Here is a 17,904-nt window from a genome sequence, read left to right on the forward strand (position 1 = left end):
GGTCAGGTCTCCTCGGAATTGGCCTGCGACGGCGTGCCCAGCCGACACAGCGCGGATACCGAGGGGCCACGATAGTCCATCATGGAAACCAGAGCGGAATCGAGAACCGTCATCAGCGTGTCAGCCCAGTCCTGGTGGAAACGGACGCAGTCGTAGACGAACAACAGCTCGATCTGCTCCGATCGGCGGGTCGCGTACAGCGCGACCGGATATCTCGCCCAGGCGTCTGCGGTGTCCGCCGGTTCCACCGTGAGCCGGCCCACCTTCACCGACTCGACCAGCGCCTCCTGCATGTTGAACATGACCTGGGCCAGTCGTAGATCGGGCGTGTGATCATCCTGGTGCGACAGGCCGTCCAGGATCGCCTCCAGCGGCGGCCCGTCATGCGTGTACGCGTCCAGGACGGTGTCCCTGGTCAGCTGGAGCAGGTCGGTGAGCGTGGGGTCACCGGACATGTCCGCCCGGAGCAGATGCGTGTTCGCCACGAACCCGATCAACTCCGCGACCTCGGGCCTGACCCGGTTCGCGACCGGCGTGGCCACCAGGAACACCGGCTCGCGGAAGGCCTGGAACAGGGCCACCTGGTAAGCCGTCAGCAGCGCGATCGACGGCGTCGCCCGGTGCTCTGCCGCCACCTGAAGCAGCCGCCGGGTGCGGTGCGCGTCGAGCACGAGACGCCGTAGGGCCCGGTGCTGGTGCCGCTGCGAGGTGATCGGGTATCCGGCCGGCAGGTCGATGAGCCGAGACGCACCCACGAACCGGCCCCGCCAGTAGTCGATGTCCTTCGCCCAGGCGCCAGCCCGCAACTGTGCGAGCTGACCGGCGACGACGTCCCGGTAGCGCGTGGCGAGCGCGGGAAGCGGCTGGCTCCGGCCATCGGCGAACATCTCGTACAGCGACGTCAGCTCGGTGACGAAGTTGCGCATCGACCAGCCGTCGAAGGCGATGTGGTGGACGACCAGGTAGAGATAGTGTTCCTGGTCGTCGACCCGAATGAGGCCCACGCGAAAGACCGGACCGCGGATCAGGTCGAAGCCCGATCGCGCCGCGAGCCGTAGGCGCTCGCGTACCGCCTGGTGCGGGTCCTCCCCGGGCGCGACGGGATCCACCGGCAGTCCGACCGGGGCGGCGTCCGACACCACAGCCGTCGGTTCCCCCTCCACCAGCGGGAACCTCGTGTGAAGCGGCTCATGCCGCCGCACCACTTCGGTCATCGCGCGTTCCAGCGCCGGCACGTCGAGCCTCCCCCGCAGCCGCAGCAGGCCGGTCACGTTGAAGGCGGGACCACCCGGTGCCAGATGCTCGGTGTGCCATACGTGGGCCTGCGCGGGTGACAGCGGTCCGGTGGCCGGTGCCGACGTCGCTGCAGCCGTGCCCGCCGGTGCGGCCGGTGCCGCCGGTGCCGCCAGTTCCTCGTCGAGCTGAGCCGCCAGCGCCGCGACGGTCGGCGAGTCGAAGACCGCACGCAGTGCCAGCTCCACGTCGAAGACGTCCTGTATGCGGGCCACGAGACGAAGCACGAGCAGCGAGTGGCCACCGAGGGCGAAGAAGCTGTCGTGGACGCCGACTTCGGACACATCGAGCACCTCGCACCAGAGCCGGGCCATGGCGTGCTCGGTCTCGGTCCGTGGCCTGACCGCCGAGTCGACCGCCAGCAACCGCGCCGCGGACGGCGTCGGCAGTGCCTGGCGATCCACCTTCCCGTGCGCTGTCCGCGGCAGCGCATCGACCTGGACGAACACGGATGGCAGCAGGTGCTCCGGCAGCTCCGCCGCCAGCGCGGCGCGCACGTCGGTCGGATCGAGCCGTCGCCCGTTGTCGGCTGTCAGGTACGCCGCCAGAACCGCGCCGATGGCTTCGTCGTCCCAGACGCGGCAGGCGGCCTCCCGAATCGTGGGCAGCCGGCGTAGGGCGGCCTCGACCGCGCCCAGTTCCACCCGCTGACCCCGGACCTTCACCTGATCGTCGACGCGGCCAAGGAACTCCAGACCGCTGTCCAGGCGGAGGCGAGCCCGGTCCCCGGTCCGATACATCCGTTCACCGTCGACGCCGAACGGGTTCGGAACGAACCGCTCGGCGGTGGCCGCCGGGCGATTCCAGTAGCCGCGGGTCAACCCCGGCCCGGCAAGGTAGACGTCGCCTGCCATGCCGGTGGGGACCGGACGGAGTGCGCCGTCGAGGACGTACGCCGTCATGCCCCTGATCGGCCAACCTACGGGTACCTCGGCCGGCGGGACACCCTCGACCTCGTACCTGGTCGCGGTCATGGTGCACTCGCTCGGTCCGTACATGTTGGCGATCCGGGCTCGGGGGAAGACACGTCGCGCCGCGGCCACGTCTGCGCCGTATAGCCGGTCCCCGCTGACCAGGACCACGCCCACTGCGGGCAGTTCGAGGTCGCGTCGCTCCGCCTCGCGGACCATCTCCCGCAGCACCTGCGGGACCACCGCCGCAACGGCAGTGATTCCGTGGGTGGCGATGACCTCCAACGCCGCCGCCGGATTCCGTCCGCCCTCGGCAGCGATCACCACCCGCGCACCCACCGTCAGCGGGAAGATCATGTCTCGGAGCGACGCGTCGAAGGTCGCGGCCGACAACTGCAGGACCCGGTCCCCGGCACTGATCCAACCCGTGGCGCGCAGGTCGGCAAAGTAACTCAGCACGCCGCGGTGCAGGCCGACGATGCCCTTGGGCTCGCCCGTGGAGCCGGAGGTGTACACGACGTACGCGGCGTCGTCCGGACCGCCGGCCCGGTCCGGATCCCTGATCGGGGCCGCGACCGGCGGCTCGGCCTCGTTCGTGTCCAGCCAGTCGTCGACACCGGGTACCTCGGGTGGGCCGCACGGGGAGGAGCCGTCGTCGGAGCCGCGCCGGTACAACCCGAGGCGCAGCGCGCCCACGGTGGCCATCCTCGTCATCCACCCGGACGGCGGGCCGGAGGGAAGCGGGACGGCGACCGCTCCGGCCTTCCATATCCCGAGGAGCCCGGCGACGTACTCGGGGGAGCGGTCCAGGCAGAGTGCCACGAAGCTCTCCCGACCCGCGCCGCAGCGACGCAGCCACCCCGCCACACGCTCGGCCCGGTCGTCCAGTTCGCGGTACGTCCACGTGACCCCGGCCGCGACCACCGCAGGGGCCTGCGGTGTCGCGGCCACCTGGTTTTCCACCAACGCCGCTACCGAGCCGACCACAGCAGGGGGCGGATCTCCGCTCTTTCCGATCACGTGACCTCCTGTCACATCGAAGCGGTCGGGCCGTCCGCGGCTGGCGTCTCCTGCTCATGTACGAGTTGGTCGGCCAGTTTGCTGACCTGACGCCAGGTCTGCGGGTCCTGCCTGAAGCTCTCGCTGAAGGAGCGGACGGTCGGTGTCTCGAACAGCTGCCCGATGCCCACCTCCACCTCCAGCACGGCGTTGACGGCGGCGACCAGACGCAGCGCCCGTAGCGAGTTGCCCCCGGCGGCGAAGAAGTCGACGTCCACCCCCAGGCGCTCGTGCCCCAGGGCGCCCTCCCAGAGGCTCAACAGCACCTCCTCGATGGGTGACCCTGCCTCGGCCTGATCGTGTGCCGGGTCCGTATCCGGCACGGACGCCTCCGGCAGGGCGCCCCGGTCCACCTTGCCGCTCGGCGTGAGCGGCAGCGCATCCAGGACCATCACGGCGTCGGGAACCATGTAGTGCGGGAGCTTGCCGCGTAGGAACTCCCGCAGGTCCAACCCGCTGACGTCGCTGCGGACCGTGGCATAGGCAAACAGCCTCCGGTCCCCGGCGGCATCCGGCTGGGCCGTCGCGACGGCCTCCTTGACCGCAGGGTGTTGATGGAGACTTGCCTCCAGCTCCCCCAACTCCACCCGGAAGCCCTGGATCTTGACCTGGAAGTCCTTGCGCCCGAGGAACTCGATGTTCCCGTCGGGCAGGTACCGGCCGAGGTCGCCGGTGCGGTACAAGGTGCGACCGGTGGCCGGGTCAGGCACAAAACTGGCCGCCGTCCGCGCCGGATCGCGCCAGTACCCGGCCGCGACACCGATGCCACCGATGTACAGCTCGCCCACCTCGCCGATCCCGCATGCCCGCCCGTCCTCCGTGCGGATGTGGAACGTCTGGTTCGCCATCGGTTTGCCGTACGGGATGCTGCGCCACCCGGGCTGGACCTCGCCGATCGGATAGAGGATCGACCAGATCGACCCCTCGGTGGCGCCGCCGGTGCTGACCACCAACGCCTCGGGGGCCAGCGCCCGGATCCGGTTCGGCAGGTCGAGACGGATCCAGTCGCCACCGAGCAGGGCCAGCCGCAGGGTCGGCATCCGCCCTCGATCGCCCCGCCCCTCCGCAAGCTCGACCAGCATCTCCATCAACGCCGGTGCGGAATTCCAGACGGTCACGCTGTGCTCGCGGATCGCTCCGAGCCAGACCGCCGCGTCCGGGATCGGGGTACGAACCGGCATCACGATCGTGGCACCGGCCGCCAGGGTGCCGAAGATGTCGTACACCGCCAGATCGAAGGTGAACGAGGAGACGGCCAGCACGCGATCGCCGGGAACAAGATCGAACCGCGAGTTCATGTCCAGGACGGTGTTGACCGCGCCACGATGCGTGATCATGACGCCCTTCGGCAAGCCGGTCGAGCCAGAGGTGTAGACGATGTAGGCGAGGTCGTCGGGCGCGGCCGGGGCGAGCCCGTCGATCTCACCGCGGGAACTGACCGGCTCCAGAACCTCCACCCGTACCCGGGGCAACCCCCGGGGCCAGTCCAGCCGATCGTCCACGGCACCCTGGGTCACCACGCATCCCGCCTCCGAGTGATCCAACAGATGGTGCAGCCGTTCGGTGGGGAATCCGGGATCGACCGGCACGAAAACGGCCCCGGCCAGCAGTACGCCCACTGCGGCGACCACCTGTTCCCAGCCCTTGTCCATGACGATGGCGACCACCTGTCCCGCCGCCACGCCGTTTCGGCGCAACACCCGGGCCAACGCCTCGGCGCGTCCGGCGAGTTCGCCGTAGGTCAGCGAGCCACCGGCATGGATGACCGCCACCCGATCCGGTTCCTGCCGTGCCCGTCGGAGGAACGGCAGGTGGAGCAGAGTCTCCGCATCCGGAAACACGGTTTCGGTGGCATTGGCCTCAGCGATGACGTCCGGTGGCGCGGCGATCGTCGCGGGACCGGCCGGCGTACCGGACGGGTTGTCATCGGCGACACGCGCGCGTCGATCGGGCGCAGCCATGTTCGTCTCCATCCTTCGTCGCTGTCATCCGGTGGATTGGGTGAGGAGGTGGTGTTGTTCGGTGGGGGTGAGTAGGTCGAGGGTGGGCAGGGGTTGGTCGGGGTGGTTGGTGGCGGTGGTGAGCAGGCGGGTGTAGTGGGTGGCCAGTTGGGTGGCGGTTTCGGGATGGAACAGGTCGGTGGCGTAGTTGACCGCGCCGATGAGGTGGTCGTCGTGGTGGGCCAGGGCGATGCTGATTTCGAACTTGGCGTTGTTGGCGTCCAGTGGCAGGGGGGTCATGGTGATGTCGGGTAGCTGTGGGGTGCTGGTGTCGTTGTCGTCGAGGGAGAACATGACCTGGAAGAACGGGTCACGGCTGGGGTCGCGGTCGGAGGCGAGTTGCTCGACGAGCTTTTCGAACGGGACGTCCTGGTGGCTGTAGGCGTCGATGGCGGTGCGTCGGGCGTGGGCGATCAGGTCGGTGAAGGTCGGGGTGCCGGCGGGGTTGAGCCGCAGGACCAGGGTGTTGACGAAGAAGCCGACCAGTCGTTCGAGTTCGGGTTGACCACGCCCGGCCACGGGAGTGCCGATGGTGACGTCGGTGTTCGCGGTGTAGCGGGTCAACACCGCGTAGAGGCCGGCCAGCAGGACCATGAACGGGGTGGCACTGTGTTCCCGAGCCAGACGGTGCACCCGCTGGGTCACCTCGGCGTCAATGGTGAACTCCACGACCGCGCCCCGGCCGCTACGCGCCGCCGGGCGGGGCAGGTCCGCAGGGACCTCGGCCCGGGTCGGGTGGGCTAGCTGGGCACGCCAGTAGGCCATCTGCTCGTCCAGCACACCACTGTCCAGCCAGGCACGCTGCCAGTAGGCGAAATCGGTGTACCGCACCACCGGCTCGGCCAACCCGGGACTGGTCCCGTTGACATAGGCCGCGTACGCCGCCGACAGATCCTCGAACAGAATCGGCATGGACCAGCCATCAACCGCGATGTGATGCGCCACCAACACCAAAACATGATCATCAGCAGCCAACCCGATCAACATCGCCCGCAACATCGGACCCGACCGCAAATCAAACGGCCGCAACGCCAGTTCGGTCACCACCGTTCGCGCCCAGGCGATCGGCTCCTCGGAGACCGTCGCTGGCAACCGCACGCGGTCGAGAACGACGCTGACCGGCGGTAGGCAGGCCAGGACCGGTTCGTCGATCCGCCCGATGATGCGGCACCGCAGGATCTCGTGGCGACGTACGACGTACGACAGCGCTGCGCTCAGCGCGGGCTCGTCAAGCGGGCCGCGCGCCCGCATCGCCACGTAGCTGTTGTAGTCCTGCCGGTCCGGCCTCAGGTTGACGAGGAACCACAGCCGCCGCTGCGCCGCGGACAGCGGCGCGTCGACGCCTTCCGGGCACCGCTGTATCCCGGTCCGCGCCTGCCCGAGGTGGGCTCTGATCTCTTCTACGAACTCGGCGAGCACGGAGGACTGGAACATCACCCGCAGCGGCAGGTCGACCCGCAGCAGGGCGCGCAGCTGGGACAGCACCCGTACCGCTCGCAGCGAGTGCCCACCGAGCGCGAAGAAGTCGTCGTCCGGGGCCACGTGCTCGACGCCCAGTTCGCCAGCCCAGACGCTGGCCACCAGCGCTTCGATCTCGTCGCGGTGACCACCGGTCGACGGGCCACCGTGCCCGGTCGCAGCGACGGGCAGTGCGGCGCGGTCCACCTTGCCGTTCGCCGTCCGGGGCAGGCGGTCCAGCACGACTAGCGTCGACGGCACCATGTAGGCGGGCAGCGTCGCGCGTAGGTGGGCACGCACCTTCGCCCAGGTGCCGGCGCGCCCGGGGTGCCACACCACGTAGCCGGCCAGGTGCTGGTGCGGTGCCTCGCCGCGGACCACGACCGCCGCGTGAGCGACGTCCGGCTGACTCTGGAGGGCTGCTTCGATCTCGCCCAACTCGATCCGTTGGCCCCGGATCTTCACCTGGTGGTCCCGCCGCCCCAGGTACATGAGTGAGCCGTCCGGAAGCCACCGTGCCAGGTCGCCCGTGCGGTACAACCTGCTTCCTGGAGGGCCGAACGGATCAGGCACGAACCGGTCGGCGGTGAACGCTGGCCGGTGCAGGTAGCCACGGCCCAGCCCGGTGCCGCCGACATGGAGCTCGCCGACCACTCCGGTGGGGCACATCATCAGCGAGTCGTCCAGAATGCGGACGATCATCCCGCGTACCGGCCGCCCGATCGACACCACCGGGGTGCCGGCGACCGGCTCAGTCACCGCCCTGAAGGTGGTGCAGATGGTGGCCTCGGCCGGGCCGTACACGTTGAGGACCGACCGCACCCGGGGAACGAGCCGGCGGGCCAGATCCGCGGTCAGCGCCTCACCACCGGACGACACACACAGCTGCGGAGCCGACCACCGGTCCGGCAGAAGGGAGCTGGTCGTCGGCGTGGCATGCACATGGGTGATCTGATGCCGTTGGATCGCTTCGGCCAATCCTGGGCCGTCCGCCGCCAGCTCACGCGGAAGGACGACCACCCGTCCGCCCGCGGTCAGCACCGGAAGGTACTCAAGGATGACCACGTCGAACGCGACCGAAGCGAGCGCGGCCATGGAGTGCGTGGCGGCCAGTTCATACCACTCGACGACGTCGGGCATGAGATTCGACAAGCCGCGGTGGGTGAGCATGACCCCCTTGGGCTCCCCGGTCGACCCGGAGGTGAAGGCGATGTAGGCCAGGTTGTCGGGTGCCACCGACCGCTGACGGCGTGACCCGGGAGCGGAGGGCAGGGAGGTGACCTGACCGGTGTCGACGTCGACGACCGCCACGGTGTCGGGTGCGAGGCCGTCGGGCACCGCCCCGGTGGTCAGCAATGCCCCCGCCCTGGCCAGCTCCAGCAGCCGACGGATGCGGCCGGTCGGCTGGTCCGGGTCGATCAGCATGAACGCCGCCCCGGCCCGGAGCACCGCCAGCATGGCGACCATGGTTGCTGCGGATCTCGGCAGCATGATGCCGACGACCGTTTCCGGACCCACGCCGGCCGCCGACAGCCGGGCGGCCACGCGGCCGGAGCGGTGCGCCAGCCCCTGGTAGTCCAGGGTCTGTGCGCCGTCGACCACGGCGATCGCCTCAGGCGTACGGCTGCACCGGTTCAGAATCAGGTCGTGTACCAACGGCGGAGCCACGGCGGCCGAAGGTCCGGTGGATTGGGTGAGGAGGTGGTGTTGTTCGGTGGGGGTGAGTAGGTCGAGGGTGGGCAGGGGTTGGTCGGGGTGGTTGGTGGCGGTGGTGAGCAGGCGGGTGTAGTGGGTGGCCAGTTGGGTGGCGGTTTCGGGATGGAACAGGTCGGTGGCGTAGTTGACCGCGCCGATGAGGTGGTCGTCGTGGTGGGCCAGGGCGATGCTGATTTCGAACTTGGCGTTGTTGGCGTCCAGTGGCAGGGGGGTCATGGTGATGTCGGGTAGCTGTGGGGTGCTGGTGTCGTTGTCGTCGAGGGAGAACATGACCTGGAAGAACGGGTCACGGCTGGGGTCGCGGTCGGAGGCGAGTTGCTCGACGAGCTTTTCGAACGGGACGTCCTGGTGGCTGTAGGCGTCGATGGCGGTGCGTCGGGCGTGGGCGATCAGGTCGGTGAAGGTCGGGGTGCCGGCGGGGTTGAGCCGCAGGACCAGGGTGTTGACGAAGAAGCCGACCAGTCGTTCGAGTTCGGGTTGACCACGCCCGGCCACGGGAGTGCCGATGGTGACGTCGGTGTTCGCGGTGTAGCGGGTCAACACCGCGTAGAGGCCGGCCAGCAGGACCATGAACGGGGTGGCACTGTGTTCCCGAGCCAGACGGTGCACCCGCTGGGTCACCTCGGCGTCAATGGTGAACTCCACGACCGCGCCCCGGCCGCTACGCGCCGCCGGGCGGGGCAGGTCCGCAGGGACCTCGGCCCGGGTCGGGTGGGCTAGCTGGGCACGCCAGTAGGCCATCTGCTCGTCCAGCACACCACTGTCCAGCCAGGCACGCTGCCAGTAGGCGAAATCGGTGTACCGCACCACCGGCTCGGCCAACCCGGGACTGGTCCCGTTGACATAGGCCGCGTACGCCGCCGACAGATCCTCGAACAGAATCGGCATGGACCAGCCATCAACCGCGATGTGATGCGCCACCAACACCAAAACATGATCATCAGCAGCCAACCCGATCAACATCGCCCGCAACATCGGACCCGACCGCAAATCAAACGGCCGCAACGCCTCGGTGTTGGCCAGCCGTAGCGCCTCCTCGAATCGGTCCGGGCCCCTGCCGGTCAGATCCACCCGGTGCAACCGGACCGGCCCCGGCGGGTCGACCAGCGGCTTGATCCCGTCGTCGTCCGACGTGAACCGGGTCCGCAGCACCTCATGCCGGCGGACCACGTCCGACAGCGCGCGCTCCAGCGCCGCGGTGTCGACCGTTGCGTGCCGTAGACGGAACGCATAGGGAACGTTGTAGTCCGTGCCGTCCTGGATGAGCTGCTCGGTCAGCCACAGCCGTTCCTGTGCGTACGAGGTGACGGGCGGACCGGACACCCGTCGAAGGCTTCCCCTTGCCGCGACCGCGCGGTCCTGGGCGGCCCGGATCCGTTGCCTCAGTCGCGCCGTACGTGTGGGGCGGGACTGCCCGCCGTACGGCGGGTGCTCATCCTCCCGGCCCGGTTGCTGCCCAACGGCCACCACTCGACTCCTTGCTTCGGGCTGACCGCAAACCGTCGGGCGGGTCAGGTCCACCAGATCATCTCGTTGTCGGCGTTCAGCCCGCTGAAGCAGGCGAGCAACAGGCGTCGGCCGGCGTCCGGCGCTGCCCGGCCGCCGAGGACCGCGTGGACCAGATTTCCGTTGATCACACACAGATCCCCGGTGCCTGTCGTCACGTCGAGGCTCGGCACCTCCCGCAGCAGTTCCGGTGGGTACGGATAGCCGCTGTGGGCCAGGCCCAACCGGCGTCGGGACTCGTCGTCGGGCTCCAGGTTCCACAGCTTCAGCTGGCCGGTGCCGGCGGGCACGTACGGGTAGAAGTTGATCGCCATCACCCGACGCACTGTCTGGATCTCGAATCCCGCCTGCAACGGATCGCTGAGTTGGGCGAGATCGTCGTGCGGCAGCAGAAGGAACTCGCCGGTACCGGTCCAGCAGACGGCCTTTGCGCTGCCTGCGGCCCGCCCGCCGTGAGCAGCGGGCCTGATCGGCACCGGGGGCTGGTGCCCGCGCAGCACGGCGAGGAAGTCTCCCAGTGCGTCGCGCGTGCCCTCCCACAACATCGTCACCGCGTGGGCGAACCGTTCGACCTCGTCCAGATAGCTCTCGGTCGTCTTCTCGATGTGGGAGGCCCCGACAAAGTAGCCCTCGACACCGTCCTCCCCTTGGCCGTAACGGGGGGTACGCATCGGGGACGCCGCGAAATTATCGCTGATCCGCCGGCAGTCCGCAGGATCAACGAACCCGCTCACGCGGTATGCGGCAAGCTCTCCGTGCAGTACGGCGAAGACGGCGTCCACGTCCACGACGCGGTGGCTCTCCGCGAGAAGGAACTGCTCCGGGGCATGCGTACGGCCGCTCAACGGCCCGGTGCTCTGGACGCTCATCGGCTGCCGCTGCGCCGTGGTCCGGAAGCTGCGGCATCCCCGCCCACGCCGGCGCTCCGATGCAGAAGCGCGCGGCGGACGTCGAGGAACCCCACCATCGCGGGTACCGGGCTGACGATGCGCGTCGTGGCGTCCAGCCGGTTGCGCGCCTTCTCACGAACCGCGGGCAGCCTCGACCAGTGCGTGGTCGGGCTCAGGTGGTGTTCCTGGTGGTAGCCGTCATTGAAGGCCAGCAGGTTGTACAGGCGTCCGTAGTGACTCACCGAGTCGGCCGCCCGGTCGTGCGGGTCGGCGCCGTAGTGCCGGTAGTAGTTCTGGACGTTCACCAGAATCAGCGCCAGGAAGAAGGCCGGCAGGTAGCCGAACAGGGCCCAGCGCCAGGACAGCGTGGCGAACGCCACCAGCGACAGACAGTGCGCGGCACGGTCGAGCTGCACCTGCCGCAGCTCGCGTCCCTGACGCGGCTCACGGTGTGCGACCAGGGACATGATCGTCGTCTCGGTGCGGCGCACTCGCCAGAGCCATGCCCCTGCCAGCACTTCCCGGGCCCGACCCACCAGGGAGGACACTGCTCCACCGACGGCGTAACTGATCAACGGCGCATGCTCACCCGCCTTACCATCCCGGTAGGTGGAGCTGAGGTCTCTGGTGGAACCGTCCGGACCCTTGACATCGTTGTTGAAACGGTGATGGTTACGCACGTGCGTCAACTGGTACGCCTGCACCGATTGTCCGACGTTGATCGAATTGATCAGCGAAACAAGCGCGTTGAGCCGTCCGGAAACGAACCACGACTGGTGGGTGAAAAGGTGGGTGACCACAATGATGTTGTAGGTGATCAGAAAACAGGTACCGACGGCCATCGCCGCCCGCTGGCCCGTTGCGGCAGAATCCCACGCGGCAGCGAACCAGAACATCGCCAGCAGGTGCACGACGCTGTAGGCGACCAGGATCGAGTCGAGCGGTGAGTTCTTCCACACCCGCATCGTCATCTCCTAAAAGTAGGACTGCAGGCTCCCGCGTCGGCGAACGTCGACGGTTGCGCAGTGAAACGATCCGCCGAACGAATTGAAGTGACGGAAGTCGCACTTGACGGGCGTGAAGCCGTGCTTCTTGAGTACCGAGATCATCGGCTCGTCCTGCCGTTCGACCAGCACCCGGTTCTCGTCGAGTGACAGCAGGTTCATGTTGATCCATTTGCTGGTGAAGTACAGCGGGTGCGAGTCGGGCATGACGGGTTGGGGCGCCGGAATGATCTCCCAGTCCTTGAACAGCTCGGGCACCTGTGGCACCCGCTCCGGATTCACCAACAGCTTTCCGGGGGCCAGCGGCATCAGCGTGGCGTCGATGTGCATCGGGTGCGCGTCGGCGAATTCGAAGATGTGCAGGCGGTATTCCTCGCCGAGGTGCCGCGCCAGCCACTGCACACCGAACTCGTTGGTGACGTGGCTCTTCTGGCCGATGATGTCACGGCCACACCGGATGAAGTCCGCGGCGTCGAAGGTCGGCTCGAACTCGGTCACCACGAGCCGCTGCGGCTCGCCGGCACCGGGCTCGGCCCAGTCCAGGTCGTACTGCTCGTCCTTGAGCTCCGGTTTGGGGGCGGTGCTCCAGCGGGCACCGTTCCTGAAGTATTCCTTGATCAGTGGCCGGTAGGCGAGTGTCTCGTAGTAGCGCGACCGCCACGCCGTCGGACACTCGATGATCTGATCACCCAACACCAGCAGCACGTCTCGGGGCATCGCCGCGTACATGCCGGTGCTCGTCCAGTCCAGGGTCGTGTAACCGCGTCGTTGGGGCAGGGGCTCCGGGCGGCGGACGGTCACCCCCTCCGCCTCCAGGAGGCGGGCCAGCCCGTCCAACTCACGGCGCGCGGCTTCCACCAGTTCCAGGGGGAACGGCCGGCCGGCCCGATCGCGGAAGGTGCCGTGATGTTGTGCGGGCAGCACCGCCGAGAGCGTGAGGTGCCACGGGGGGAAGGTGGCGTCGTCGACGATGCCGACGATCACCTCCTCCAGTGGGTCCCACTCGTTGTGGGACATCACCGGGTTCGCCGGCTCGCACGAACGGGAGGCCCCGGGATACGGGACGGGTGACGGGTCGATCTTCAAGGGGGGCTCCTCCATCGGCCTCACACGGCCGGGTCGCCGTTACTGCGTCGGCCTGCGGACGGTGCGGTACGGCGCGAAGGTCTGCCGGTCGCCGGACCACGCGTGCCGGGGCGCCACCTCGTCCAGCCGCTCCAGATCGGAGCGGGAGAGGTTGATCGTGGCGGCCCGGACGTTCTCTCCGAGACGGCTGCGACGGGTCGTCCCCGGAATCGGCACGACGTCATCGCCCTGCGCCAGCAGCCAACTCAGCGCCAACTGGGCGGGGGTCACCTGCAGCTCTGCGGCGAGCTGCCGCATCCGGTCGAGAATGGCCCGGTTCCGGGCCAGGTGCTCGCCGTGCAGTCGTGGGTCGAGATGCCGGTCGTCGTCGGCGGTCAGCCGCTCCGTACCCAGGTCCGCGCCGGTCAGGAAGCCCCGGCCGAGCGGGCTGTACGGCACCAGACCGACACCCAGACGCCGGGCCGCCGGAACCACGTCGTCCTCCGGGTCGCGCCACCACATCGACCATTCGAACTGCACAGCCGTGATCGGATGTACGGCGAAGGCCCGCGTCAGCTCCTCAGGACCGGTCTCGGACACCCCCAGATAGCGAACCTTGCCGGCGGTGACCAGCTCGGCCATCGCGCCGATGGTCTCCTCGATCGGCACCTGCGGGTCGATCCGATGCATGTAGTACAGGTCGATATGGTCGACGTTCAAGCGCGACAACGAGGCGTCGCAGTATTTCGGAATGTCCTCCGGCCGGCAGGAAACCCGCGCCGGGCCGCCCGGCACGTCCCGGACGATGCCGAACTTGGTCGCCAGCACCACCTCGTCGCGCCGCCCCGCCAGAGCGCGTCCGACCAGGCGCTCGTTTCCACCTGCCCCGTAGCTCATCGAAGTGTCGATCAACGTGACGCCGAGGTCGACGGCACGTTGGATCGTGGCAATGCTCTCCTGCTCGTCGGCCGGCCCGTAGTCCTGCGACATACCCATGCAGCCGAGGCCGACGGGAAAGGTCGACAGACCCTGACGACCGAGCGACCGTGCTGCGTTGCCGACCCTGGTCTCCATGCGCGCCTCCGGACGAGGTAGAGATGCGGCCGGTGAGCCAGCCGCGCAGCGTTCGATCGCCTGTCTCGATGCTGCACCAGAGACCTGACGTCGAGTCGACAGCGCTGCGATGCGCCGGCCACCGCCGGGACGCTGATCAGTGATGCGACGCAGGCCCGCACGCGGGTTCGGTACGGCCGTTGTAGCGCCTACGGGGTGAGGGCCGCCCGGGTACGGGATCGCCCCCGCGGCACAATGCCTGCACTTCCGAGGGATTGGAGATCCGATGCCAGGGGTGGAGAGTGGAGGGACCCGGGAGGGCTACGTCGTCGTCAACGGCGTCCGCACGTACTACGAGGAGCGCGGCAGCGGCGAGCCGCTGCTGTTCCTGCACGGCGGGCTGTGCACCGCGGAGATGTGCCAGCCGCAGACCGTGGCGCTGGCCGCGCAGTACCGCGTGCTGGTGCCGGAGCGCCGCGGACACGGCCGTACGCCGGACGTGCCAGGCCCGTTGTCGTACGAGATGATGGCTCGCGACACGACAGCGTTCATGGATGCGCTCGGCATCTCCACCGCGCACCTGGTGGGCTGGAGCGACGGCGCCCTGGTCGGGCTCCTGGTCGCCATGGGTGAGCCCGAGCGGGTCCGCCGCCTGGTGTTCATGGGACAGGCGCTGAACCTCGATGGCCTGCGGCCCGGCACGGTGGAATACATGTCCGGTCTGACCGCGAGGGCGATACCCGCCTACACCGAGGCGTACGAGAGGTTGTCGCCCGACGGTCCCGGTCACTTCGCCGTGGTGCTCGACAAGCTGAAGCGGCTGTGGTGCGCCCCGACCGGGGTGACCCTGGATCGGCTCGCCGGCGTGCGGTCACCAACCCTGATCCTGATCGGCGACAACGACATCGTCGACGTGGCGCACGCCGCGGCGATGTACCAGGCGCTGCCGGAGGGCCGGTTGGGCGTGGTGCCCAACGGCTCCCATCACCTGCCGATGGAAAGACCGGACGTAGTGAACCAGTTCATGCTCGCCTTCCTTTCCGAGGACGAGCCCGCACCGGTCACGCCGCCGCGAGTTCGGCAGCGTACGCATGCATCAGACGGTGCAGTGCGTACCGTCGGGGACGGTACTCCTTGATGAGTTGCCCACGGGTCAGCTCGCCGAGGTGCTGGCGGATCCGGTCGACCGGGCCGCCGACGAGGGCGGCCGCGTCGGCCAGGCCGATCTCCGGCTCGCGACGGGTGCCCAGGGCCCGGAACAGGCCGGCGGTCGCCCCGTCCAGCGCGAGGTACGACCAGGAGAACACCCGACGCAGATCGGTCGCGGCGTCGCCGTGCCGGAGCGCGTCGAGCACACGTTCCGTCCGAAGGTCCTCGACCAGGTAGGCAAGGGGCAGGTCGGCGTTGGTGGCGGCTCGGGCAGCCACGATGGCCAGGGCTAGCGGTAGCCGGGCACACAGCTCGATCAACTCGTTCGCCGCATCGGGCTCCACGGCCAGCCGGTCGGCGCGGAGCCGGCTGCGCAGCAGGGCCCGCGCCTCCCCCACGCTCATCAGATCGACCAGCAACGGCGTCGCCGCTTCGATCACCGCCATGCCGGGCAGGGAATCCCGGCTGGTGACCACTATGAAGCAGTCGGCAGAGCCGGGCAGGAGCGGGCGGACCTGCTCCGCGTCGCGGGCGTTGTCGAGCACGACGAGCATCCGCCTGCGCGCCAACAGGCTGCGGAACGCCACCGTACGCTCGGCCAGCGTCGGCGGCACCGGCGCTCGGCTGTCCAAGGACCTGATGAAGCTCTCCAGTACATGGCTGGACTGGGCCGGGGTGGCATCCGGTCCGAATCCGCCCAGATTCGCGTAGAGCTGCCCGTCGGGGAACCGGCGGGCCACCTGGTGTGCCCAGTGCACCGCCAGGGTGGTCTTTCCGACGCCCGCTGTGCCCGAGATCAACGCGATCGGTGTCCCCGTGGTCTGGTGGCATGCCGCCTCCAGCATCGCGTCGAGTTGAGCCAGAGCCGACGCCCGGCCGACAAAGCCGAACGAGTCGGGTGGCAGTTGGGTGGGTACGGTCAGGGTGGTGTCGTCGGCACGATCCGTCACCTCTATCGGCGACGGCGGATCGGCGGGCGCGTCCTCGCCCGGAGTGTGGCCGCTCAGGATCGCCTGGTACACCTTTTGGATATCGGGTGCCGGGTCGACGCCCAACTCACCGGCGAGTCGTTCGCGCAGGCCGGAATAGACGCCGAGAGCGGCGGCCGGTTGGCCGGTGGCGGCCAGCGCGACCATGAGCCGCGCGTGCGCCGGCTCGTGCAGCGCATTGGCCTCGACCATCCGGTACAGCAGGGGCAACGCCTGCTCGTGCTGGTTGATCGCGGCGGCCGTGTCGGCGTAGTCGAGGATCGCCGCATGCAGCTGGCGCACCAGGGCAGCGACCGGCGGCTCAAGGTGTAGGACGGGCAGATCGGCCAGCGGGTCTCCGCGCCACATGGCCATCGCCCGCTGGTATGCCTTGAGGGCGGACTCCAACTGGCCGTCGTACCGATCGCAACGGGCCCGTTCGAGCTCGCTCTCGAAGACAAGGTGGTCGATCTGGTTGTCCTCCACCGAGAGCAGATAGCCGCCACGGTTGGCGAGCAGCACACCGCTGCCGCTCCCCGGAGAGCGGCTGGACCGCAGCTTACGCCGCAGTCGCGAAACCTGGGACCGCAACAGGTCCACGGCCGTTGGCGGCGGGGTGGCGCCCCAGATCAGTTCCACCAGCGATTCGACGCTCACCACCGTGTTGGGTCTGGCCGCCAGCGCGCCCAGCAGGATCCGTTGCGGCTCCGAGCCGAGGTCCACCGGCACCCGGTCCACCTCGACGGTCAGCGGCCCGAGCACCCTGATGAGCAGGTGGTGGGCGAGCAACGGATCGCCCTGACCCAGCCGCATCAACTCGTGCGCTTCCGCCGGGGACTGGCACAGCACGGCCACGATCCGACGCAGCGTGCTGGCGCGTGGCTGGGTGACCCGATCCTGCTCCAGGTCACGCAGGGCCCCGAGGCTGATCCTCGCCTCCGCCGCCAACTCCTCCTGAGTCCGGCCGACCCGGCGTCGCAGTGCCCGGACCCGCTGCCCGACCGAGTCCGGCGAACCCGCGGCACGCCGTTGGGTGGCGCTCATCGGCCGATACCCCGCCGAGCCCCGACATGCTTTATCGGCGGTTCAGATTCGGAATAACCAGATTTGCCCGAATAATGGCAAAATGCGCTCAGCATATTGCTACCCCCGTGCTCTGCTGATTCGGTTGCAGACATTACAGTTGATCTATGCTTATGTCAATGAGAGGAAGCTCCTACCACTCCGACGATGGCCGGCGGCATAACCTTCTGCACGGTGTAAACTCGGACTGGTCCGGTGGGCGTTAGGAGACTCCCCGCCGACCTAAAGGGATGTCTCGAAATCCCCACCTCGATCATTCATCGCCGAGGTCGGCACTTTCGGCCCTGCGTTGTTGATCGCTGTTGTTCGATGCGGTTAGGTCGAGGGCGTGCCTGCGGGCCGCCTGTCGTGGCGGTGGGCGTGATCCCCTTGTGGTCCTCCGGTTGTCGGGACATGGCTGAGCTGGTCAGCCGGGGACGGGAAGCGCCGCGATCCGACCACCACCCGCGGCGCCCCGCCCCGGTGGAGGCCGACCACGGATCCACCCCGACAGGGTGCCGGCCGGCCGACAAGGCGTACCCGTCCGAGGCCCACGGCCGCCGACCTCCTCAACACCGTCCTGGCCGGCTGACCACCGACCCGGTTCCACGCACGCCTTCACCCTGACCTTCAGGCACCAGCGGATCGCTTTCCCGTACGGCACCGGCAGTGAGTCCGTAAGTCGCCCGTACCGATGCGCCACCGATCGCCATGAGCAGTGTTTTCAGTCGTCCGTTCGGAGCCGCTCGTGTCCCTTCCCGGTCAACTTT

The 17,904-nt window shown here is 68.8% G+C and carries 9 protein-coding genes; 1 reads left to right on the forward strand and 8 read right to left on the reverse strand.

Annotated features, from left to right (window positions below; translation table 11 throughout):
• Nucleotides 1-2 precede the first annotated feature (2 nt).
• The 7 genes from JQN84_RS29440 to JQN84_RS29470 all read right to left on the reverse strand — a co-directional run bounded on the left by JQN84_RS29440 (nucleotide 3) and on the right by JQN84_RS29470 (nucleotide 13,976).
• Nucleotides 3-3,239, reverse strand: a complete 3,237-nt coding sequence (locus JQN84_RS29440) for a non-ribosomal peptide synthetase (protein WP_307821482.1) — start codon at nucleotides 3,237-3,239, stop codon at nucleotides 3-5.
• Nucleotides 3,236-5,236, reverse strand: coding sequence for an amino acid adenylation domain-containing protein (locus JQN84_RS29445; RefSeq protein ID WP_239486423.1), 2,001 nt, complete (start codon nucleotides 5,234-5,236; stop codon nucleotides 3,236-3,238). The genes JQN84_RS29440 and JQN84_RS29445 overlap by 4 nt, the downstream gene beginning before the upstream one ends.
• Nucleotides 5,237-5,248: 12 nt before the next feature.
• Nucleotides 5,249-9,760, reverse strand: coding sequence for a non-ribosomal peptide synthetase (locus JQN84_RS29450; protein ID WP_204961853.1), 4,512 nt, complete (start codon nucleotides 9,758-9,760; stop codon nucleotides 5,249-5,251).
• A 188-nt stretch (nucleotides 9,761-9,948) separates the two neighbouring features.
• Nucleotides 9,949-10,812: a hypothetical protein gene (locus JQN84_RS29455; protein WP_204961854.1), complete on the reverse strand. Its 864-nt coding sequence runs from the start codon at nucleotides 10,810-10,812 to the stop codon at nucleotides 9,949-9,951.
• Complete coding sequence (locus JQN84_RS29460; RefSeq protein ID WP_239486424.1) at nucleotides 10,809-11,804, reverse strand: fatty acid desaturase family protein; 996 nt, start codon at nucleotides 11,802-11,804, stop codon at nucleotides 10,809-10,811. Before JQN84_RS29460 ends, JQN84_RS29455 begins: the two co-directional genes overlap by 4 nt.
• Before the next feature lie 3 nt (nucleotides 11,805-11,807).
• The gene (locus JQN84_RS29465; RefSeq protein ID WP_307821483.1) at nucleotides 11,808-12,821 is read right to left on the reverse strand and encodes an amidinotransferase; all 1,014 of its coding nucleotides are present in this window, start codon (nucleotides 12,819-12,821) and stop codon (nucleotides 11,808-11,810) included.
• Between the two features lie 141 nt (nucleotides 12,822-12,962).
• Entirely contained in the window at nucleotides 12,963-13,976 is a 1,014-nt protein-coding gene (locus JQN84_RS29470) for an aldo/keto reductase (RefSeq protein WP_204961856.1), read from the reverse strand.
• Between the two features lie 265 nt (nucleotides 13,977-14,241).
• On the opposite strand from JQN84_RS29470, the gene JQN84_RS29475 reads away from it, so the two are divergent.
• Nucleotides 14,242-15,093, forward strand: a complete 852-nt coding sequence (locus tag JQN84_RS29475) for an alpha/beta fold hydrolase (protein ID WP_204961857.1) — start codon at nucleotides 14,242-14,244, stop codon at nucleotides 15,091-15,093.
• Here JQN84_RS29475 and JQN84_RS29480 read toward each other — a convergent pair.
• Nucleotides 15,017-17,116: a BTAD domain-containing putative transcriptional regulator gene (locus tag JQN84_RS29480; protein ID WP_204961858.1), complete on the reverse strand. Its 2,100-nt coding sequence runs from the start codon at nucleotides 17,114-17,116 to the stop codon at nucleotides 15,017-15,019. The two genes, JQN84_RS29475 and JQN84_RS29480, sit on opposite strands and share 77 nt — an antisense overlap.
• Nucleotides 17,117-17,904 lie beyond the last annotated feature (788 nt).

This window comes from Micromonospora humidisoli, assembly GCF_016900955.1.
GTDB classification, from domain to species: Bacteria; Actinomycetota; Actinomycetes; order Mycobacteriales; family Micromonosporaceae; genus Micromonospora; species Micromonospora wenchangensis.

Coding starts and splice junctions, on each gene's coding strand:
- JQN84_RS29480 (WP_204961858.1), bottom strand. CDS start 17,116: ATGAGCGCCACCCAACGGCGTGCCGCGGGTTCGCCGGACTCGGTCGGG.
- JQN84_RS29445 (WP_239486423.1), bottom strand. CDS start 5,236: ATGGAGACGAACATGGCTGCGCCCGATCGACGCGCGCGTGTCGCCGAT.
- JQN84_RS29470 (WP_204961856.1), bottom strand. CDS start 13,976: ATGGAGACCAGGGTCGGCAACGCAGCACGGTCGCTCGGTCGTCAGGGT.
- JQN84_RS29455 (WP_204961854.1), bottom strand. CDS start 10,812: ATGAGCGTCCAGAGCACCGGGCCGTTGAGCGGCCGTACGCATGCCCCG.
- JQN84_RS29475 (WP_204961857.1), top strand. CDS start 14,242: ATGCCAGGGGTGGAGAGTGGAGGGACCCGGGAGGGCTACGTCGTCGTC.
- JQN84_RS29460 (WP_239486424.1), bottom strand. CDS start 11,804: ATGACGATGCGGGTGTGGAAGAACTCACCGCTCGACTCGATCCTGGTC.